This is a genomic window from Pseudomonas sp. 05L36 (genome assembly GCF_056398125.1).
This window is the reverse complement of the sequence record NZ_JBFTOU010000006.1, coordinates 134,847-153,795: the sequence shown is the minus strand read 5'-3', so window position 1 is coordinate 153,795 and position 18,949 is coordinate 134,847. Positions and strand designations below refer to the sequence as shown.

The window sequence follows — 18,949 nt, the reverse complement described above, 5'->3', positions numbered from 1 at the left end:
ACGCGCCATCCACTACAGGGCGCCGGGGCGCCAAACATAAGCAAATTATATGCCTGAAACTGTCGTGTTTGCCTAGAGCACTGTAACAATAAAAAAGAGTTGTTTTTTATCGAGACAAGCGCTCGTCGACCAGTCTCGCACCTCGGTGTCTTACAGGCGGAATTCGTGGCCCAGGTACACTTCCTTCACCAGGTCGTTGGCCAGGATGGTTTCAGCGTCGCCTTCGGCGATCAGTTGGCCGTCGTTGACGATGTAGGCGGTTTCGCAGATATCCAGGGTTTCACGAACGTTGTGGTCGGTGATCAGCACGCCAATGCCTTTGGCCTTGAGGTGGTGAATGATCTGCTTGATGTCCCCGACCGAAATCGGGTCCACGCCGGCGAAGGGTTCGTCGAGGAGGATGAATTTCGGGTTGGTGGCCAGGGCTCGGGCGATTTCCACGCGACGGCGCTCACCACCAGACAGGCTCATGCCGAGGTTGTCGCGGATGTGGCTGATGTGGAATTCCTGCAGCAGGCTTTCCAGTTCCTTGCGCCGACCGGCCTTGTCGAGTTCCTTGCGGGTCTCGAGGATGGCCATGATGTTGTCGGCCACCGACAGTTTGCGGAAGATCGATGCTTCTTGCGGCAGGTAGCCGATACCAGCCTTTGCGCGGCCGTGCATCGGCTGGTGGCTGATGTCCAGGTCATCGATCAGGACGCGGCCCTGGTCGGCCTGCACCAGACCGACGATCATGTAGAAGCAGGTGGTCTTGCCGGCGCCGTTCGGGCCAAGCAGGCCGACGATCTGACCGCTGTCGATGGACAGGCTGACGTCGCGCACGACCTGGCGGCTCTTGTAGCTCTTGGCCAGATGCTGAGCTTTCAGAGTTGCCATTACTGGGCCTTTTTCTCGTCGGTTTTCTTCTTCGGCTGGATCACCATGTCGATACGCGGACGCGACTCGGTCACCTTGCTGCCGGTGGCGCGACCGGCGCTGGCCAGCTTCTTCTCGGTGTCGTAGACGATTTTCTCACCTTGGGTGGTGTTGTTGTCCTTGTCGATGACTTTGGCCTTGTCGATCAGCACAACGCGATTTTGCGTTGCGTGGTACTGGATGGTCACACCCCAGCCCTGGACGGGTTTGGTGTCGCCCGCCGTTTGCAGTTGCTCGAAGTAGGCCAGGTTGCCCACCGAGGTAACCACGTCGATGTCGCCATTCGGGGTGCGGGTCATGGTCACCTTGTTGCCGGTAACCTTCATCGTACCTTGGGTAATGATCACGTCACCGGTATAGATGGCAATACCTTGCTTGTCGTCCAGTTGGGCATCGTCGGCCTGAATGCGGATAGGCTGCTGTTGATCTTCCGGCAGAGCCCAGGCGCTCACGCTTCCCAGTGCTGCGCCCAGACTGAGCAAAATCGGGAGGGTTTTAACGAGCCTCATACTGTCCTCTTACGTTCGATAGCAGGTGTATCCTGCTTTCTTTCAAATACGCCTTCATTCCCTTGCCAGTCGATACACCGCCAGCGCCGTCGATTCTAACGTCTTGCTCTGTCTGCGCATATTGCTGCTGCGGGAACACGGTCATGCGGGTGCTGGTGATCAGGGTTTTACGGTTTTTCTCGTCGAAGCGCGTGATGCGCACGTCATCGATCAGTTCGACCTGTGTGCCATCAGGGTTGACCTCGCCGTGCAGGCTCTGGACGTGCCACGGAAATTCAGTGCCGCGGAACACATTCAGGTCGGGGTTGGTCAGCAATGTCACCTCGGTCGCTTTCAGGTGCTCGACCTTGTCGGACACCAGATCATATTGCAGCTTGCCGTCCGGCAGGTACTGCACGCTGTGGGCGTTGATGGCGTAATAGTCGATCGCGCTTTCATCGACCGGCGTTACCGGCTTGTCGAGGAAGCGTTCCGGGCTGATGTTCCAGTAGCCAGCCGCGGCGAATATCGCCGCGATGCAACTGTACATCAGGGTGTTGCGAAACTTTTTGCTCAGCATAGTGGGCTCACAGGTACGCCGCATTGGCCGCATCGAGGCGGTCCTGGGCGCGCAGGATCAGTTCGCAGAATTCGCGAGCGGCACCTTCACCACCACGGGCGAGGGTGATGCCGTGAGCGTGTTCACGCACGAAGCTGGCGGCATTGGCCACCGCCATGCCCAGGCCGACGCGGCGAATCACCGGCAGGTCCGGCAGGTCATCGCCGAGGTAGGCCACCTGTTCATAGCTCAGGTTGAGTTGGGCCAGCAGTTCGTCGAGTACCACCAGTTTATCCTCACGACCCTGATAGAGATGCGGGATGCCGAGGTTTTTGGCTCGTCGCTCGACCACCGGAGTCTTGCGGCCACTGATGATGGCGGTCTGCACGCCGGCGGCCATCAGCATCTTGATGCCCTGGCCGTCGAGTGTGTTGAACGTCTTGAATTCGCTGCCGTCTTCGAGGAAGTACAGGCGCCCGTCGGTCAGCACGCCATCGACATCGAACACCGCCAGTTTGATCTGTTTACCGCGTTGCAGCAGGTCCGCACTCATTACATTACTCCTGCACGCAGCAAGTCGTGCATGTTCAGGGCGCCGACCGGGCGGTCTTCGCTGTCGACCACGACCAATGCGTTGATTTTATGGTCTTCCATGATTTTCAGCGCTTCGGCAGCGAGCATCTCGGCGCGCGCGGTCTTGCCATGGGCCGTCATGACCTGGTCGATGATGGCGTTGTGGATGTCGATACTGCGGTCCAGTGTGCGGCGCAAATCGCCGTCGGTGAAGATTCCGGCCAGTTTGCCGTCGGCTTCCAGAATGACGGTCATGCCCAGGCCCTTGCGGGTCATTTCCATCAGGGCATCCTTGAGCAGGGTGCCGCGCTGGACCTGCGGCAGTTCCTGGCCTGCGTGCATGACATTTTCCACTTTCAGCAGCAGGCGTCGGCCCAGGGCACCACCGGGATGGGAAAAGGCGAAGTCTTCGGCGGTAAAGCCACGGGCTTCCAGCAGCGCGACTGCCAGGGCGTCGCCCATGACCAGGGCGGCGGTGGTCGACGAGGTTGGTGCCAGGTTCAGCGGGCAGGCTTCGTGCTCGACGTGAACATTCAGGTTGACCTCGGCGGCCTTGGCCAGCGCGGAGTCAGGATTGCCGGTCATGCTGATCAATTGAATGCCCAGGCGCTTGATCAGCGGCAGCAGGGTCACGATTTCATTGGTGGAGCCGGAATTCGAGAGCGCCAGAATGATGTCGTCGCGGGTAATCATGCCCATGTCGCCGTGGCTGGCTTCTGCCGGGTGCACAAAAAATGCCGTGGTGCCGGTGCTGGCCAGGGTCGCGGCAATCTTGTTGCCGATGTGCCCCGACTTGCCCATGCCGACCACGACCACGCGGCCCTTGCTGGCCAGAATCATCTCGCAAGCGCGTACGAAATCAGCATCGATATGGGGCAGCAGGCCTTGCACGGCTTCTACCTCGAGGCGGATGGTGCGTTGTGCTGATTGAATCAGGTCGCTGGATTGGCTCATGTCAGAAATCGTATAGCCTGATGAAAAGTCGGCGATTATAACGGTAATGATCGAATCCCTCACGCAAGTTCGTCGCGCATTGTCATTACCTGTTGCGGGAAACCTTCTAAATGGCGCTTTCAACCCGTCATGCAGTTGAACTTGCCCCGGCTTTGGCCTTGGGCGCGCAGCCTTTGCAGTGATATAGTTCGCCGCCAGTTCGGCCTGCCCGGGAGGTATGTGCTTTCGTCAGGAAGCCAGGCGTCCGAGTGAGAGGCTGCATCGCAAGGAGTTTAGATGAGTGCCGATAACGCCTACGCGGTCGAGCTGAAGGGACTGTCCTTCAAGCGCGGTGCGCGCAGCATTTTCAATAATGTCGATATCCGTATCCCGCGCGGCAAGGTCACCGGCATCATGGGGCCTTCCGGGTGTGGCAAGACCACGCTTTTGCGTCTGATGGGTGCCCAGTTGCGGCCTACCAGGGGCGAAGTCTGGGTCAACGGTCAGAATCTGCCAAAACTGTCGCGCAGCGACCTGTTCGATGCGCGCAAGCATATGGGCGTGCTGTTTCAGAGCGGCGCACTGTTCACCGACCTCGATGTCTTCGAGAACGTCGCCTTTCCGTTGCGGGTCCATACGCAACTGCCGGATGAAATGATCCGCGACATCGTCCTGCTCAAGCTGCAGGCTGTGGGCTTGCGCGGTGCCATCGACCTGATGCCCGACGAGCTTTCCGGCGGCATGAAACGCCGTGTTGCGCTGGCCCGGGCGATTGCGCTCGACCCGCAGATCCTCATGTACGACGAGCCCTTTGTCGGCCAGGACCCCATCGCAATGGGCGTTCTGGTGCGCCTGATTCGTTTGCTCAACGATGCGCTGGGCATCACCAGCATCGTGGTGTCCCATGACCTGGCCGAGACCGCGAGCATTGCCGATTACATTTATGTGGTGGGCGATGGTCAGGTGCTGGGGGAGGGGACGCCGGACGAGTTGATGAACTCGGATGAACCGCGCATTCGTCAGTTCATGACCGGCGAACCCGACGGCCCGGTCCCGTACCACTTTCCAGCGACGGATTACCGCGCAGATCTTCTGGGGAAGCGCTGATGCGCAGAATTTCATTGATAGAACGCGTTCGCCGCTTCGGCCAGGCCGGCATCGATGCGCTGGCGGTGTTCGGGCGTTCGAGCTTGTTCCTGTTCCATGCCTTGCTCGGCCGGGGCGGTATCGGTGGCGCCTTCGGGCTGCTGGTCAAGCAGCTGCATTCGGTGGGCGTGATGTCCCTGGTGATCATTGTGGTCTCCGGGGTGTTCATCGGCATGGTGCTGGCGCTGCAGGGCTTCAACATTCTTTCCAGCTATGGTTCGGAGCAGGCTGTCGGGCAGATGGTTGCCCTGACGCTGCTGCGTGAACTGGGGCCGGTGGTGACTGCCTTGCTGTTCGCCGGGCGCGCAGGTTCGGCGTTGACCGCCGAAATCGGCAACATGAAGTCCACCGAGCAGTTGTCCAGCCTGGAAATGATCGGGGTTGACCCGCTCAAGTACATCATCGCGCCACGCTTGTGGGCCGGTTTCATTTCCCTGCCGGTGCTGGCGATGATTTTCAGCGTGGTGGGTATCTGGGGCGGCTCGTGGGTAGCTGTCGACTGGCTGGGAGTCTATGAAGGTTCCTACTGGTCGAACATGCAGAACAGCGTGACGTTCACCGACGATGTGCTCAACGGGATCATCAAAAGTATCGTCTTTGCCTTTGTCGTGACCTGGATCGCCGTATTCCAAGGCTATGACTGCGAACCCACTTCCGAGGGGATCAGTCGTGCCACTACCAAGACCGTTGTATATGCCTCGTTGGCAGTACTCGGCCTGGACTTTATTCTGACCGCCTTGATGTTTGGAGATTTCTGATGCAAAACCGCACCCTGGAAATCGGTGTCGGCCTTTTCTTGCTGGCTGGCATCCTGGCTTTGCTCTTGTTGGCGTTGCGGGTCAGTGGCCTGTCCCCGAGTCCGAGCACCGATACGTATAAACTTTACGCCTACTTCGACAATATCGCCGGTTTGACGGTCAGAGCTAAAGTGACCATGGCCGGTGTGACCATCGGCAAGGTCACGGCCATCGATCTGGATCGCGACAGTTTTACTGGTCGGGTGACCATGCAGTTGGAAAAACGCATCGATAATCTTCCGGCGGACTCTACTGCATCTATCCTGACCGCTGGCCTGTTGGGCGAAAAGTACATCGGTATCAGCGTGGGCGGGGAAGATACCCTGCTCAAGGATGGTGGAACCATCCATGACACGCAGTCATCGCTGGTGCTCGAAGACCTGATCGGTAAATTCCTGCTCAATACCGTTAGCAAAGAAGCTAAATGAGGAACTGTTAAATGATCTCTACCTTGCGACGTGGCCTGTTGGTAATACTCGCGGTGTTTCCGTTGGTGTCCCACGCCGTGGCGGCGCCTTCCGCGCACGATCTGGTACAGGACACCACTAATCGGATGCTGGCCGATCTGGCGGCCAACAAAGAAAAGTACAAGCAGGATCCGCAAGACTTTTATGCGGCGCTGAACACCATCGTCGGGCCGGTCGTGGATGCCGAGGGCATTTCCAAGAGCATCATGACGGTCAAATACTCGAAGAAAGCATCCCCGGCGCAGATGAAGACCTTCGAAGAAAACTTCAAGAAGGGTCTGTTCCAGTTCTATGGCAATGCCTTGCTGGAGTACAACAACCAGGGCATCACCGTTGATCCGGCCAAAGACGAGTCGGGCGACCGTACCACCGTTGGCATGACCGTCAAGGGCAGCAGCGGTGCGATCTATCCAGTGTCCTACACGCTGGAAAAGATCAACGGCGAGTGGAAACTGCGTAACGTGATCATCAATGGCATCAACATCGGCAAGCTGTTCCGCGATCAGTTCGCCGATGCGATGCAACGCAATGGCAACGACCTGGACAAGACCATCAATGGTTGGGCCGGGGAAGTCGCCAAGGCCAAGGAAGCCACCGACAAGAAGCCAGGGCAGTCAGCCCAATGAGTGAGTCGGCAGTCCAGATGGACGAAGCGGGCGAGCTGCGACTCAGTGGTGTGCTGGATTACCGCACCGGCCCTGGCCTGCGCGAGCAGGGCAAGGCGCTGATCAAGGCCAGCAAGGCTGTGGCGCTGGTGGTCGATTGCTCGACGGTGACCAAGTCCAGCAGTGTCGGTTTGTCGTTGCTGCTGTGCTTTATCCGCGATGCGCAGGCGGCCGGCAAGGCCCTGAGTATCCGCGGAATGCCGGATGACATGCGTGAAATTGCTCAGGTCAGCGAGCTGACCGAGCTGTTGGCGCACCCCTGACACGCATCTATAAAGAAGCCCCCCGTCCGAGTCCTGTTTGGCGGGGTTCGCAGGCGCGGGGCTTTTTTGTATGATGTCCGACCCGCGCGCACAGGGCGCCGAATGAGGTTGAGCATGCAGGCCGTAGAAGTGAAGAGCTTCCTTGAAGGAAAGCTGCCCGGAACTCAGATAGAAGTTGAGGGCGAAGGCTGCAATTTCCAGCTGAACGTGATTAGCGATGAACTGGCGGCATTGAGCCCGGTGAAGCGTCAGCAGAGCATCTATGCCCATTTGAACCCATGGATCGCTGATGGCAGCATCCACGCGGTGACTATGAAATTTTTCAGCAGCGCGGCCTGGGCCGAGCGCACCTGAGCCCAAGGGCGTCGAGATTCTTATGGATAAATTGATTATTACCGGTGGCGTTCGTCTTGATGGCGAAATCCGCATCTCCGGGGCAAAGAACTCTGCCCTGCCGATCCTGGCGGCCACTTTGCTGTGCGATGGCCCGGTGACCGTGGCCAACCTGCCGCACCTGCACGACATCACCACCATGATCGAGCTGTTCGGCCGCATGGGCATCGAGCCTGTGATCGACGAAAAACTCTCCGTCGAAATCGACCCGCGCACCATCAAGACCCTGGTCGCACCGTACGAACTGGTTAAAACCATGCGTGCGTCGATCCTGGTGCTGGGCCCGATGGTTGCCCGTTTCGGTGAAGCCGAAGTCGCCTTGCCTGGCGGTTGCGCCATCGGTTCGCGTCCGGTTGACCTGCACATCCGTGGCCTGGAAGCCATGGGTGCAGTCATCGACGTTGAAGGCGGCTACATCAAGGCCAAGGCGCCTGAAGGCGGCCTGCGCGGTGCGCACTTCTTCTTCGATACCGTCAGTGTGACCGGTACCGAAAACATCATGATGGCCGCAGCACTGGCCAAAGGCCGCAGCGTCCTGGCTAACGCCGCGCGCGAGCCTGAAGTGGTCGACCTGGCGAACTTCCTGAACGCCATGGGTGCCAAGGTTTCCGGCGCCGGCACCGACACCATCACCATCGACGGCGTCGAGCGTCTGCACACCACCACTTACAAGGTGATGCCGGACCGTATCGAAACCGGTACCTACCTGGTTGCCGCTGCCGTGACCGGCGGCCGCGTGAAGGTCAAGGACACCGATCCGACCATCCTCGAAGCCGTTCTGGAAAAACTCCGTGAGTCCGGTGCCGAAATCACCTGCGGCGAAGACTGGATCGAGCTGAACATGCACGGCAAGCGGCCGAAAGCCGTCAACGTGCGGACCGCTCCGTACCCGGCGTTCCCGACCGACATGCAGGCCCAGTTCATCTCCCTCAACGCCATTGCCGAAGGCACCGGTGCTGTGATCGAGACGATCTTCGAAAACCGCTTCATGCACGTCTATGAGCTGCACCGCATGGGCGCCAAGATCCAGGTCGAGGGCAACACCGCGATCGTCACCGGCACCGAAAAACTCAAGGGCGCGCCAGTGATGGCGACCGACCTGCGTGCCTCGGCCAGCCTGGTGATTTCGGCCCTGATCGCCGACGGCGACACCCTGATCGACCGCATCTACCACATAGACCGTGGCTACGAGTGCATCGAAGAAAAACTGCAGATGCTGGGCGCCAAGATCCGTCGCGTTCCGGGCTAGTACCTGCTGCATGGGCATAAGGACGTGCCCGTTGATTTGTTGAAGTCGGGCCGTTTTCGGCTCGATGTATGTCCGGCGCCATTTGCGACCGGGCATGAGTACCTTGATAAGGACTGACGTTTCCCATGTTGACCATCGCACTGTCCAAGGGCCGCATCCTTGACGACACCCTGCCGCTTCTGGCTGAAGCGGGCATCGTGCCGACCGAGAATCCGGACAAGAGCCGCAAGCTGATCATTCCCACGACCCAGGAAGATGTACGCCTGCTGATCGTGCGTGCCACCGATGTTCCGACCTATGTCGAACATGGTGCTGCCGACCTCGGTGTCGCCGGTAAAGATGTGCTGATGGAATATGGCGGCCAGGGCTTGTACGAGCCACTGGACCTGCAAATTGCCCAGTGCAAGTTGATGACGGCCGGCAAGGTTGGCGCGGTCGAGCCCAAGGGCCGCCTGCGCATCGCCACCAAGTTCGTCAACGTTGCCAAGCGTTATTACGCTGAACAGGGACGTCAGGTCGACATCATCAAGCTGTACGGCTCGATGGAGCTGGCGCCGCTGATCGGTCTGGCGGACAAGATCATCGACGTGGTCGACACCGGTAACACCCTGCGCGCCAATGGTCTGGAACCCCAGGATTTCATTGCCGACATCAGTTCCCGGCTGATCGTCAACAAAGCATCCATGAAAATGCAGCACGCCCGTATCCAGGCGTTGATCGACACCCTGCGCAAGGCAGTGGAGTCTCGACACCGCGGCTGATTTACCTGCGCGACCTTGAGTCGCGCCCGTCTATCCGCCTCATAGCCAGAATTCTCAGGTGCCCAAGCGGAAACGACTGCTAAGTTAGGGCGCCTGAGTTTTTGCCATTCCTATGAGGCTCTCGCTATGACCGCACCGACTGCAATTCGCCGACTCAATGCTGCTGACCCGGATTTCGCACATCATCTGGATCATCTGCTGAGCTGGGAAAGTGTGTCTGACGACTCGGTCAATCAGCGGGTGCTGGACATCATCAAGGCCGTGCGTGAGCGTGGCGACGCGGCACTGGTGGACTTTACCCGCCAGTTCGATGGCCTGGACGTGAAGTCCATGGCCGACCTGATCCTGCCGCGCGAGCGTCTGGAACTGGCACTTACCCGTATCTCCGTGCCGCAGCGCGAAGCGCTGGAAGTCGCCGCGGCTCGAGTGCGCAGCTACCACGAAAAACAGAAGCAGGATTCCTGGAGCTACACCGAGGCCGACGGCACGGTGCTGGGCCAGAAAGTCACGCCGCTGGACCGCGCCGGTCTGTACGTGCCGGGCGGCAAGGCGTCGTACCCGTCGTCGGTGCTGATGAACGCGATTCCGGCCAAGGTTGCAGGCGTCACCGAAGTGGTCATGGTGGTGCCAACCCCGCGCGGTGAAATCAACGAGCTGGTGCTGGCCGCTGCCTGCATCGCCGGTGTCGACCGCGTGTTCACAATCGGTGGCGCTCAAGCCGTTGCCGCATTGGCTTACGGCACCGAAAGCGTGCCGAAGGTCGACAAGGTGGTCGGCCCGGGCAACATCTATGTCGCCACCGCCAAGCGCCACGTGTTTGGCCAGGTCGGTATCGACATGATCGCCGGCCCTTCGGAAATCCTTGTGGTGTGCGACGGCCAGACCGATCCGGACTGGATCGCCATGGATCTTTTCTCCCAAGCCGAGCACGACGAAGACGCCCAGGCCATTCTGGTCAGCCCCGACGCCGAGTTCCTCGACAAGGTCGCCGCCAGCATCGCCAAGCTGATGCCGACCATGGAACGCGCCGCGATCATTGAAACCTCGATCAATGGCCGTGGTGCACTGATCAAGGTGCGCGACATGGAACAGGCCATCGAAGTCGCCAACCGCATCGCGCCGGAGCACCTCGAATTGTCCGTTGCCGATCCACAGGCCTGGCTGCCGAAAATCCGCCATGCCGGCGCGATCTTCATGGGCCGTCACACGTCCGAAGCCTTGGGTGACTACTGTGCCGGCCCGAACCACGTATTGCCGACCTCCGGCACTGCGCGTTTCTCCTCGCCGCTGGGTGTGTACGACTTCCAGAAACGCTCGTCGATCATCTTCTGCTCCGAGCAGGGCGCGTCCGAGTTGGGCAAGACCGCTTCCGTGCTGGCCCGTGGCGAGTCGCTGACCGCCCACGCGCGTAGCGCCGAATACCGCATCGTTGATGAACAAAAGGGGAACTGAACATGAGTAAATTCTGGAGCCCGTTCGTCAAGAATCTGGTGCCTTACGTCCCGGGTGAGCAGCCGAAGCTGGCAAAGCTGGTGAAGCTCAACACCAACGAAAACCCGTACGGCCCATCGCCAAAAGCCCTTGCGGCGATGCAAACCGAACTGAATGACAATCTGCGTCTGTACCCGGACCCGAACAGCGATCTGCTCAAGCAGGCCGTTGCCAGGTACTACGGCGTGCAAGGCAATCAGGTGTTCCTCGGCAACGGTTCCGATGAAGTGCTGGCGCACATCTTCCACGGTTTGCTGCAGCACGATCAGCCGCTGCTGTTCCCGGACATCAGCTACAGCTTCTATCCGGTTTACTGCGGGTTGTACGGCATCAAGTTCGACGCCGTGCCACTGGACGAGCAATTCCAGATCAACCCGGCGGACTACGCCAGGCCGAACGGCGGGATTATCTTCCCCAACCCGAACGCACCTACAGGTTGCCTGTTGGCGCTGGAGGCGGTGGAGCAGATTCTCAAGGCCAGCCCGGATTCTGTGGTCGTGGTGGACGAGGCCTACATCGACTTCGGCGGCGAGACGGCAATCACGCTGGTCGAGCGTTATCCGAACCTGCTGGTGACCCAGACCCTGTCCAAGTCCCGTTCCCTGGCCGGTCTGCGGGTGGGGCTGGCGGTCGGGCATCCGGACCTGATCGAGGCGCTGGAGCGGATCAAGAACAGCTTCAACTCCTATCCGCTGGATCGCATGGCGAATGTCGGCGCTGCCGCGGCGTTCGAGGATCGCGAGTATTTCGACAAGACCTGCCGGTTGGTGATCGAGAATCGCGAGAAGGTCGTTACGCAGCTAGAGGAGAAGGGGTTTGAAGTGCTGCCATCGGCGGCGAACTTCATTTTCGCCCGTCACCCCCGCCACGATGCGGCGGGGCTTGCGGCCAAGTTGCGTGAGCAGGGCGTGATCGTCCGGCACTTCAAGCAGCAGCGGATTGCCCAGTTCCTGCGGATCAGCATCGGCACGCCAGAGCAGAATCAGGCGCTGATCGACGGCCTGGGCGACCTGTAAACCACCACTGCCCCCTGTAGGAGCGAGCTTGCTCGCGAAGGTGTGTCAGTCACCACAAACTTATCTGAGACACCATCGCGAGCAAGCTCGCTCCTACAGGGGCTTGTCTCAGCCGCTTACTCTTCTTCTTTTTCCTTGACCGGAGCCGGCGGCGGACGCAGGCCGACTTCCGCTGTCAGCTTGAGTTCCTTGCCGTTGCGCATCACCTGGATCGCGACCTTGTCTGTCGGCTTGATCCGCGCCACCTGATTCATCGAGCGGCGGCCATCACCGGCCGGTTCGCCATCGATGGCAAGAATCACATCACCCAGTTGCAGGCCGGCCTTCTGTGCCGGACCGTCGCGGAAAATCCCCGCCACTACAATGCCCGGGCGTCCGGACAAGCCGAACGATTCGGCCAATTCCTGGGTCAGCGGCTGCACTTCGATACCCAGCCAGCCACGAATCACCTGGCCGTGCTCGATGATCGACTTCATCACTTCCATCGCCAGCTTTACCGGGATCGCGAAACCGATGCCCTGGGAACCGCCGGATTTGGAGAAGATCGCCGTGTTGATGCCGGTCAGGTTGCCGATGGCATCCACCAGCGCACCGCCGGAGTTGCCGGGGTTGATTGCGGCGTCGGTCTGGATGAAGTCTTCGTAATTGTTCAGGCCCAGTTGGTTGCGACCGGTGGCGCTGATGATGCCCATGGTTACGGTCTGGCCGACGCCGAACGGGTTGCCGATGGCCAGCGCGACGTCGCCGATGCGGATGTTGTCGGAACGCCCGACAGTGATCGACGGCAGGTTTTTCAGGTCGATTTTCAGCACCGCGAGATCAGTCTCCGGATCGCTGCCGATCACCCGCGCCAGGGTTTCCCGGCCGTCCTTGAGCGCCACCACGATCTGGTCGGCGCCGCTGGTCACGTGGTTGTTGGTCAGGATGTAGCCTTCCGGGCTCATGATCACGCCGGAGCCGAGGCTCGATTCCATGCGTTTCTGCTTGGGCGAGTTATCGCCGAAGAAGCGACGGAACTGCGGATCTTCGAACAACGGATGGTTGGGTTTGTTGATGACTTTGGTGGTGTACAGGTTCACCACCGACGGCGCCGCGGTGGATACCGCTTCGGCATAAGACACCGGGCCCTGCTGCATACTGGTGGTTTGCGGCGCTTGTTGCAGATTGACGTCGAGGCTTGGAAGCCCGACCCACTGCGGGTAACGCTGGATTATCAAAAGAGCGACAAGCACGCCGGCCAGCAGCGGCCAGCCGGAAAAACGCAGCGCCTTGAGCATTAAGCACTTCCTGAGAGAGTTGCAGGCGGTATGAGACCGCTCATAATGACGCGCATTATACGAGGCCGCACGCGCCTCTGAACGGGATATTTAGGAGTCTTTTATGGCCGTCGCCCTGAGCACCCTGGTCGAAGAAGCCGACCGTTACCTAAACAGCGCCAAAATCGCCGATTACTGTCCCAATGGCCTGCAGGTCGAAGGCCGTCCGCAAGTGATGCGCATTGTCAGTGGCGTCACTGCCAGCCAGGCCTTGCTCGATGCGGCCGTGGAGGCCAATGCCGACCTGGTGCTGGTGCATCATGGCTACTTCTGGAAGGGCGAGAACCCGTGCATCACCGGCATGAAGCAGCGCCGCTTGAAGACCCTGCTCAAGCACGATATCAGCCTGTTGTCCTATCACCTGCCGCTGGATCTGCACCCGGACGTCGGCAATAACGTGCAGCTCGCGCGGCAACTCGACATCACCGTCGAAGGCCCGCTGGACCCGGACAATCTGAAGATTGTCGGCCTGGTCGGCTCGCTGAATGAGCCGATGACGCCCCGGGATTTCGCCCGCCGCGTCAAGGAAGTCATGGGCCGTGAGCCGCTGTTGATCGAAGGCAGCGCGATGATCCGCCGCGTCGGCTGGTGCACCGGTGGTGGCCAGGGTTACATCGATCAGGCCATACTGGCAGGCGTCGATCTGTACCTCAGCGGCGAGGCTTCCGAGCAAACCTTCCACAGCGCCCGGGAAAACGACATCAGCTTCATCGCCGCCGGTCACCATGCCACCGAGCGCTACGGCGTTCAGGCGCTGGGGGATTATCTGGCGCGGCGCTTTGCGCTGGAACACATCTTCATCGATTGCCCGAATCCGATTTGATTTCCGACTGCAATGTGATCGCTTTTGTAGGAGCTGCCTCCGGCAGCTCCTACAAGGAAGAGTTCGCAGTTCCACAGCCCAAACAGGCAGGCATATTCATATGCTCTTTCGATCTAGTTGGCGTCCTGATTAGAAGAGGTCGCTGTGCTAGGATTCCCCGCTCGAACACGGCCCGCTGGCCGTCCATAAGATCGTTTTCGTGAGTAGCCATGGTCGACAAACTGACGCATCTGAAACAGCTGGAGGCCGAAAGCATCCACATCATCCGCGAGGTCGCCGCCGAGTTCGATAACCCGGTGATGCTGTACTCCGTCGGTAAAGACTCCGCCGTGATGCTGCACCTTGCGCGCAAGGCATTCTTCCCGGGCAAACTGCCGTTCCCGGTGATGCACGTCGACACCCAGTGGAAGTTCAAGGAAATGTACGCGTTCCGCGACCGCATGGTCGAAGAACTGGGCCTTGACCTGCTGGTGCACGTGAATCCCGAGGGTGTTGCGCAGGGCATCAACCCGCTGACCCACGGCAGTGCCAAGCACACCGATATCATGAAAACCGAAGGCCTCAAGCAGGCCCTCGACAAGTACGGTTTCGATGCTGCTTTCGGTGGTGCCCGTCGTGACGAAGAGAAGTCCCGTGCCAAAGAGCGCGTGTATTCCTTCCGCGATACCAAGCACCGCTGGGACCCGAAAAACCAGCGTCCCGAGCTGTGGAACGTCTACAACGGCAAGGTCAACAAGGGCGAATCGATCCGCGTGTTCCCGTTGTCGAACTGGACCGAACTGGACATCTGGCAGTACATCTACCTCGAAGGCATCCCGATCGTGCCGCTGTATTTCGCCGCCGAGCGCGACGTCATCGAGATGAATGGCACCTGGATCATGATCGACGACGAACGCCTGCTCAATCACCTGAGCGATGAAGACAAGGCGCGCATCGTCAAGAAGAAGGTCCGTTTCCGCACACTGGGTGACTACCCGTTGACCGGTGCGGTCGAGTCCGAGGCCACCAGCCTGACCGACATCATTCAGGAAATGCTCCTGACGCGAACTTCCGAACGCCAGGGCCGGGTCATCGATCACGATGGCGCAGGCTCGATGGAAGAAAAGAAACGTCAGGGTTATTTCTAAGGGGTTGTCATGTCGCACGCATCTGATTTGATCAGCGAGGACATCCTCGCCTATCTGGGCCAGCACGAACGCAAGGAAATGCTGCGCTTTCTTACCTGTGGCAACGTCGATGACGGCAAGAGCACCCTGATCGGGCGTCTGCTGCACGACTCCAAAATGATCTACGAAGATCATCTGGAAGCCATCACCCGCGACTCGAAAAAAGTCGGCACCACCGGTGAAGATATCGACCTGGCGTTGCTGGTCGATGGCTTGCAGGCCGAGCGTGAGCAAGGCATCACCATTGATGTCGCCTACCGCTATTTCTCCACCGCCAAACGCAAATTCATCATCGCCGATACTCCCGGCCATGAGCAGTACACCCGCAACATGGCCACCGGTGCATCCACCTGTGACCTGGCGATCATCCTGGTCGACGCCCGTTACGGCGTGCAAACCCAGACCCGTCGCCACAGCTTCATTGCCTCGTTGCTGGGCATCAAGCACATCGTTGTCGCCATCAACAAGATGGACCTCAACGGCTTCGACGAAAACGTGTTCGAGTCGATCAAGGCCGATTACCTGAAGTTCGCCGAAGGCATCGCCTTCAAGCCGACCACCATGGCGTTCGTACCGATGTCGGCGCTCAAGGGCGACAACGTAGTGAACAAGTCCGAGCGCTCGCCGTGGTACACCGGCCAGTCGCTGATGGAAATCCTCGAAACCGTCGAAATCGCCAGCGACCGCAACTACACCGACCTGCGTTTCCCGGTGCAGTACGTCAACCGTCCGAACCTGAACTTCCGTGGTTTCGCCGGCACCCTGGCCAGTGGCGTCGTGCACAAGGGCGACGAAGTCGTGGTGCTGCCGTCGGGCAAGAGCAGTCGCGTGAAATCCATCGTCACCTTCGAAGGTGAGCTGGAGCATGCAGGTCCGGGTCAAGCGGTGACGCTGACCATGGAAGACGAGATCGATATCTCCCGCGGCGACTTGCTGGTGCATGCCGACAACCAGCCGCAAGTGACTGACGGCTTCGATGCCATGCTGGTGTGGATGGCCGAAGAGCCGATGCTGCCGGGCAAGAAATACGACATCAAGCGCGCTACGACGTACGTGCCGGGTTCGATCACCAGCATTGTCAACCGCGTTGACGTGAACACCCTGGAAGAAGGCCCTGCCAGTGCCTTGCAGCTGAACGAGATCGGTCGGGTCAAGATCAGCCTCGATGCAGCCATCGCGCTGGACGGTTACGCGAGCAACCGCACCACCGGTTCGTTCATCGTCATCGATCGTTTGACCAATGGCACCGTCGCCGCCGGCATGATCATCGCTCAACCAGTGGCGCACGGCAGTAGCACGCATCACGGCAAACTCGCGCACGTCGCCACCGAAGAACGCGCCCAGCGCTTCGGCCAGCAACCGGCCACCGTGTTGTTCAGCGGCTTGTCCGGCGCGGGCAAAAGCACGCTGGCCTACGCGGTTGAACGCAAGCTGTTCGACCTGGGCCGAGCAGTGTTCGTGCTCGATGGCCAGAACCTGCGTCACGACCTGAACAAAGGTCTGCCACAGGACCGCGCCGGGCGTACCGAGAACTGGCGTCGTGCCGCGCACGTCGCGCGTCAGTTCAACGAAGCCGGTCTGCTGACCCTGGCAGCGTTCGTTGCGCCGAGCGCCGAAGGTCGTGAGCAGGCCCGTGAACTGATCGGCAAGGAGCGTCTGCTGACGGTCTATGTCCAGGCTTCGCCGACAGTCTGCGCCGAGCGTGATCCGCAAGGTTTGTACGCAGCGGCCGGGGATAACATCCCGGGCGAGTCCTTCCCGTACGACGTGCCGCTGGATGCCGACCTGGTGATCGACACCCAGTCCGTGTCGCTGGAGGAAAGCGTCAAGCAAGTGCTGGGTCTGCTGCGTGAGCGTGGTGCGATCTAAGCGCTAGCCGCAAATGAAAAACCCGCCAATGAGTGATCAACGGCGGGTTTTTTTGTCCCTAAAATCGCCATCGCGGGCAAGCCCGCTCTCACATCGGTTCCCTATGGAATACAGATTTTGTGTGCACTGAAGATCAACTGTGGGAGCGAGCTTGCTCGCGATGGGGCCGGAACAGGCGACTCAAGACTTGGCTGGATATTCGTGGTGCATCTGCGCAAGCAACGCGTCCTTGTCCTGCCACAACTGGTTGATCCAACCCTGAAACTGCAATCGATACGCGAACGAAATTTTTTCGGGTTTTTTGTTTTGATGATGTATTACTAGTCCGTTGAGTCTGGCATGTGTATGTAAGGTCTGACTTAACCGGTGACGAAAGCGTAGTCGATAATCGGATTTGGACTACGGTCTCGTCGGAAGTGGGTGGGTGATATTTATTTCTAAATGAGATTAATCTTCTCGACGCCTTTTTCTTAAAGGTTGGTCGAGAATTTTTTATCGATTTAAGGAAATAAGTGCATGAAATCAGGGTGTCAAAACTCTTACTTGTCGGTATCAATAAGTGAGGTGTTAATTTGGTTCGCGATTGTTGTCGTGTTAGCCGTTAACCTGGCTGGCCAGTCATCATTTGCATCTGCAAATAATCGTTTTGATCGTGCCAATTTGCTAAGTGTTTATTATGAGGCAGCTGCCAATGATGCACAGCTTTCCGCAGCTAGACATCAATATAAAGCTCGCAGGGAAATAACCTCCCAAGCTCGCGCGGGTCTATTGCCCTCTTTAAATGCCGGCACGTCGGTCCAATCTATAAGAGTGGATCAGGACGCCCCTTCTTTCAATCGCACCCGTAGTGACTCTGTTTTTCATGCAAGTTTAAATCAACCACTGTTTCGAGCTGATCGTTGGTTTCAGCTTGAGGCCGCTCATGCCAGTACGGCCCAAGCCGAACTCGAGTTTTCAGCAAAGGAGCAATCGTTGGTCCTCGTTGCTGCAGAAGCTTACTTTCAGACACTGCGCGCACTGGATATGCTTGCTGCATCGAAGGCGGAAGAAGCAGCAATGCAGCGTCAACAAAAACAGGCACAAGGACGCCTTGAGAGCGGAGCCTCTAGCATTACCGATACATTAGATGCCCAGGCCGCCTACGACAATGCCATGGCCAACCGCAAGTCGGCGGAGCGTAAAGTTGATGATGCTTTCGGGTATCTATATCGCCTTACCAATCGAGACTACACCACCATTGAGGGTATTCAGCACCAATTACCTCTCGAAGCGCCAGTACCTAATGACGTGAGCACCTGGGTTAACCAAGCGGTGCAGGAAAACTTACTTCTTAAAGCAAGCAATTTTTCAGTTATAGCGGCAGAGCATACTATCCTTCAGCGAAAGTCCGGGTTTGCCCCCACTCTCGATGCTGTTATTTCCTATCGCAAAGGTGATGGTGCTAGCGTGGGTGGAAGTAATTATCAAGGTGATGCCTCCCAACGTAGCATTGGCCTCGAACTCAATATTCCGTTGTACTCGGGTGGTATGACTCGTTCGCAAGTGCGTGAAGCGACTGAACAGTTGTCTCAAAGCCAATATGAAAGAGAAGATAAGCTCCGTGAAGTAGTGCAGAGCACTAGAAACCTTTATCGAACCATTAACTCCGATATTGAACAGGTTGTTGCAAGACGTCAAAGTATTCGTTCCAGTCAGGCATCCGTACATGCAAATAAGATGGGTTGGGAGATGGGGGCCCGTAACGTCGCCGATGTGCTTAATGCACAACGCCAACTCTATGGTGTTGTCAGGGAGTACAACAATGCTCGCTACGATTATATTGTTAATACCCTGAAATTGAAACAGGCTGCTGGAGTGTTGAGTCCTGACGATTTGTCCGACCTGAGCATCTATTTGGCTAAGGATTATGATTCGGTGCGCGACTTCCTTCCACCAGATATTCATGCGCCGCTTTGAGCGAAATTCAAAAAAAACTGGTAGTTAGTCTTCTGTTCGACATCATGTTTTTGTTCATGAGTGGTCATTCTCGTATTGCGAGCAGTTAATTCATTTTTTAGGC

The 18,949-nt window shown here is 58.5% G+C and carries 20 protein-coding genes and 1 pseudogene; 14 read left to right on the top strand and 7 right to left on the bottom strand.

The window, feature by feature from the left end; genetic code table 11:
* Positions 1-150: 150 nt before the first annotated feature.
* The 5 genes from lptB to AC1DKH_RS09130 are packed head-to-tail and all read right to left on the bottom strand — an operon-like array spanning position 151 to position 3,489.
* Complete coding sequence (gene lptB / locus AC1DKH_RS09150) at positions 151-876, bottom strand: LPS export ABC transporter ATP-binding protein (protein ID WP_477753412.1); 726 nt, start codon at positions 874-876, stop codon at positions 151-153.
* On the bottom strand, positions 876-1,424 hold the full coding sequence (gene lptA, locus AC1DKH_RS09145) for a lipopolysaccharide transport periplasmic protein LptA (protein ID WP_477753413.1): 549 nt from the start codon (positions 1,422-1,424) through the stop codon (positions 876-878). Before lptA ends, lptB begins: the two co-directional genes overlap by 1 nt.
* On the bottom strand, positions 1,411-1,983 hold the full coding sequence (gene lptC, locus AC1DKH_RS09140; protein ID WP_477753414.1) for an LPS export ABC transporter periplasmic protein LptC: 573 nt from the start codon (positions 1,981-1,983) through the stop codon (positions 1,411-1,413). The genes lptA and lptC overlap by 14 nt, the downstream gene beginning before the upstream one ends.
* 7 nt (positions 1,984-1,990) lie before the next feature.
* The gene (locus tag AC1DKH_RS09135; protein WP_008018712.1) at positions 1,991-2,515 is read right to left on the bottom strand and encodes a KdsC family phosphatase; all 525 of its coding nucleotides are present in this window, start codon (positions 2,513-2,515) and stop codon (positions 1,991-1,993) included.
* On the bottom strand, positions 2,515-3,489 hold the full coding sequence (locus AC1DKH_RS09130) for a KpsF/GutQ family sugar-phosphate isomerase (protein ID WP_477763219.1): 975 nt from the start codon (positions 3,487-3,489) through the stop codon (positions 2,515-2,517). Before AC1DKH_RS09130 ends, AC1DKH_RS09135 begins: the two co-directional genes overlap by 1 nt.
* Before the next feature lie 276 nt (positions 3,490-3,765).
* Here AC1DKH_RS09130 and AC1DKH_RS09125 point away from each other — a divergent pair, with 276 nt between their 5' ends.
* The 10 genes from AC1DKH_RS09125 to hisC all read left to right on the top strand — a co-directional run bounded on the left by AC1DKH_RS09125 (position 3,766) and on the right by hisC (position 11,716).
* A complete protein-coding gene (locus tag AC1DKH_RS09125; RefSeq protein ID WP_477759871.1) occupies positions 3,766-4,575 on the top strand; it encodes an ATP-binding cassette domain-containing protein in 810 nt (269 codons plus the stop codon).
* Complete coding sequence (mlaE, locus tag AC1DKH_RS09120) at positions 4,575-5,372, top strand: lipid asymmetry maintenance ABC transporter permease subunit MlaE (RefSeq protein WP_223546373.1); 798 nt, start codon at positions 4,575-4,577, stop codon at positions 5,370-5,372. Before AC1DKH_RS09125 ends, mlaE begins: the two co-directional genes overlap by 1 nt.
* Positions 5,372-5,839: an outer membrane lipid asymmetry maintenance protein MlaD gene (gene mlaD, locus AC1DKH_RS09115; protein WP_056728368.1), complete on the top strand. Its 468-nt coding sequence runs from the start codon at positions 5,372-5,374 to the stop codon at positions 5,837-5,839. Before mlaE ends, mlaD begins: the two co-directional genes overlap by 1 nt.
* Positions 5,840-5,850: 11 nt before the next feature.
* Positions 5,851-6,504: an MlaC/ttg2D family ABC transporter substrate-binding protein gene (locus AC1DKH_RS09110; RefSeq protein WP_477753417.1), complete on the top strand. Its 654-nt coding sequence runs from the start codon at positions 5,851-5,853 to the stop codon at positions 6,502-6,504.
* The gene (locus tag AC1DKH_RS09105; protein WP_477797998.1) at positions 6,501-6,806 is read left to right on the top strand and encodes an STAS domain-containing protein; all 306 of its coding nucleotides are present in this window, start codon (positions 6,501-6,503) and stop codon (positions 6,804-6,806) included. Before AC1DKH_RS09110 ends, AC1DKH_RS09105 begins: the two co-directional genes overlap by 4 nt.
* A 114-nt stretch (positions 6,807-6,920) precedes the next feature.
* Positions 6,921-7,160 carry a BolA family protein gene (locus tag AC1DKH_RS09100; RefSeq protein WP_105340088.1) on the top strand — a complete coding sequence of 80 codons (240 nt, stop codon included), beginning with the start codon at positions 6,921-6,923 and terminating at the stop codon, positions 7,158-7,160.
* 22 nt (positions 7,161-7,182) lie between these two features.
* Positions 7,183-8,448, top strand: a complete 1,266-nt coding sequence (gene murA / locus AC1DKH_RS09095) for a UDP-N-acetylglucosamine 1-carboxyvinyltransferase (protein WP_223455589.1) — start codon at positions 7,183-7,185, stop codon at positions 8,446-8,448.
* Positions 8,449-8,573: 125 nt separating this feature from the next.
* On the top strand, positions 8,574-9,209 hold the full coding sequence (hisG, locus tag AC1DKH_RS09090; RefSeq protein ID WP_150754381.1) for an ATP phosphoribosyltransferase: 636 nt from the start codon (positions 8,574-8,576) through the stop codon (positions 9,207-9,209).
* 126 nt (positions 9,210-9,335) lie between these two features.
* On the top strand, positions 9,336-10,661 hold the full coding sequence (gene hisD, locus AC1DKH_RS09085) for a histidinol dehydrogenase (RefSeq protein ID WP_477797997.1): 1,326 nt from the start codon (positions 9,336-9,338) through the stop codon (positions 10,659-10,661).
* Between the two features lie 2 nt (positions 10,662-10,663).
* Positions 10,664-11,716 (top strand): histidinol-phosphate transaminase, encoded by a 1,053-nt coding sequence (hisC, locus tag AC1DKH_RS09080; RefSeq protein WP_477797996.1) that lies wholly within the window; start codon positions 10,664-10,666, stop codon positions 11,714-11,716.
* 116 nt (positions 11,717-11,832) lie between these two features.
* Here the strand turns inward: hisC and algW are convergent, their stop codons facing one another.
* Complete coding sequence (gene algW, locus AC1DKH_RS09075) at positions 11,833-12,993, bottom strand: Do family serine endopeptidase AlgW (RefSeq protein ID WP_223455591.1); 1,161 nt, start codon at positions 12,991-12,993, stop codon at positions 11,833-11,835.
* 103 nt (positions 12,994-13,096) lie between these two features.
* Here algW and AC1DKH_RS09070 point away from each other — a divergent pair, with 103 nt between their 5' ends.
* From AC1DKH_RS09070 to cysN, 3 genes are all read left to right on the top strand, one after another.
* The gene (locus AC1DKH_RS09070) at positions 13,097-13,855 is read left to right on the top strand and encodes a Nif3-like dinuclear metal center hexameric protein (protein ID WP_477753423.1); all 759 of its coding nucleotides are present in this window, start codon (positions 13,097-13,099) and stop codon (positions 13,853-13,855) included.
* 209 nt (positions 13,856-14,064) lie between these two features.
* Positions 14,065-14,982: a sulfate adenylyltransferase subunit CysD gene (gene cysD / locus AC1DKH_RS09065; protein ID WP_008008639.1), complete on the top strand. Its 918-nt coding sequence runs from the start codon at positions 14,065-14,067 to the stop codon at positions 14,980-14,982.
* A gap of 9 nt (positions 14,983-14,991) precedes the next feature.
* A complete protein-coding gene (gene cysN / locus AC1DKH_RS09060) occupies positions 14,992-16,890 on the top strand; it encodes a sulfate adenylyltransferase subunit CysN (protein ID WP_477755362.1) in 1,899 nt (632 codons plus the stop codon).
* Between the two features lie 180 nt (positions 16,891-17,070).
* Here the strand turns inward: cysN and AC1DKH_RS09055 are convergent.
* A pseudogene (locus AC1DKH_RS09055) lies at positions 17,071-17,166 on the bottom strand (acyltransferase); the annotation flags it as partial.
* A 240-nt stretch (positions 17,167-17,406) separates the two neighbouring features.
* Between AC1DKH_RS09055 and AC1DKH_RS09050 the strand changes: the two are divergent.
* Entirely contained in the window at positions 17,407-18,846 is a 1,440-nt protein-coding gene (locus AC1DKH_RS09050; protein ID WP_477797995.1) for a TolC family outer membrane protein, read from the top strand.
* The last annotated feature ends 103 nt before the right edge of the window (positions 18,847-18,949 follow it).

Excerpts from the sequence above, each read along its gene's own strand:
- lptB (WP_477753412.1), bottom strand. The coding sequence starts at position 876 with ATGGCAACTCTGAAAGCTCAGCATCTGGCCAAGAGCTACAAGAGCCGC.
- lptA (WP_477753413.1), bottom strand. The coding sequence starts at position 1,424 with ATGAGGCTCGTTAAAACCCTCCCGATTTTGCTCAGTCTGGGCGCAGCA.
- lptC (WP_477753414.1), bottom strand. The coding sequence starts at position 1,983 with ATGCTGAGCAAAAAGTTTCGCAACACCCTGATGTACAGTTGCATCGCG.
- AC1DKH_RS09135 (WP_008018712.1), bottom strand. The coding sequence starts at position 2,515 with ATGAGTGCGGACCTGCTGCAACGCGGTAAACAGATCAAACTGGCGGTG.
- AC1DKH_RS09130 (WP_477763219.1), bottom strand. The coding sequence starts at position 3,489 with ATGAGCCAATCCAGCGACCTGATTCAATCAGCACAACGCACCATCCGC.
- AC1DKH_RS09125 (WP_477759871.1), top strand. The coding sequence starts at position 3,766 with ATGAGTGCCGATAACGCCTACGCGGTCGAGCTGAAGGGACTGTCCTTC.
- mlaE (WP_223546373.1), top strand. The coding sequence starts at position 4,575 with ATGCGCAGAATTTCATTGATAGAACGCGTTCGCCGCTTCGGCCAGGCC.
- mlaD (WP_056728368.1), top strand. The coding sequence starts at position 5,372 with ATGCAAAACCGCACCCTGGAAATCGGTGTCGGCCTTTTCTTGCTGGCT.
- AC1DKH_RS09110 (WP_477753417.1), top strand. The coding sequence starts at position 5,851 with ATGATCTCTACCTTGCGACGTGGCCTGTTGGTAATACTCGCGGTGTTT.
- AC1DKH_RS09105 (WP_477797998.1), top strand. The coding sequence starts at position 6,501 with ATGAGTGAGTCGGCAGTCCAGATGGACGAAGCGGGCGAGCTGCGACTC.
- AC1DKH_RS09100 (WP_105340088.1), top strand. The coding sequence starts at position 6,921 with ATGCAGGCCGTAGAAGTGAAGAGCTTCCTTGAAGGAAAGCTGCCCGGA.
- murA (WP_223455589.1), top strand. The coding sequence starts at position 7,183 with ATGGATAAATTGATTATTACCGGTGGCGTTCGTCTTGATGGCGAAATC.
- hisG (WP_150754381.1), top strand. The coding sequence starts at position 8,574 with ATGTTGACCATCGCACTGTCCAAGGGCCGCATCCTTGACGACACCCTG.
- hisD (WP_477797997.1), top strand. The coding sequence starts at position 9,336 with ATGACCGCACCGACTGCAATTCGCCGACTCAATGCTGCTGACCCGGAT.
- hisC (WP_477797996.1), top strand. The coding sequence starts at position 10,664 with ATGAGTAAATTCTGGAGCCCGTTCGTCAAGAATCTGGTGCCTTACGTC.
- algW (WP_223455591.1), bottom strand. The coding sequence starts at position 12,993 with ATGCTCAAGGCGCTGCGTTTTTCCGGCTGGCCGCTGCTGGCCGGCGTG.
- AC1DKH_RS09070 (WP_477753423.1), top strand. The coding sequence starts at position 13,097 with ATGGCCGTCGCCCTGAGCACCCTGGTCGAAGAAGCCGACCGTTACCTA.
- cysD (WP_008008639.1), top strand. The coding sequence starts at position 14,065 with ATGGTCGACAAACTGACGCATCTGAAACAGCTGGAGGCCGAAAGCATC.
- cysN (WP_477755362.1), top strand. The coding sequence starts at position 14,992 with ATGTCGCACGCATCTGATTTGATCAGCGAGGACATCCTCGCCTATCTG.
- AC1DKH_RS09050 (WP_477797995.1), top strand. The coding sequence starts at position 17,407 with ATGAAATCAGGGTGTCAAAACTCTTACTTGTCGGTATCAATAAGTGAG.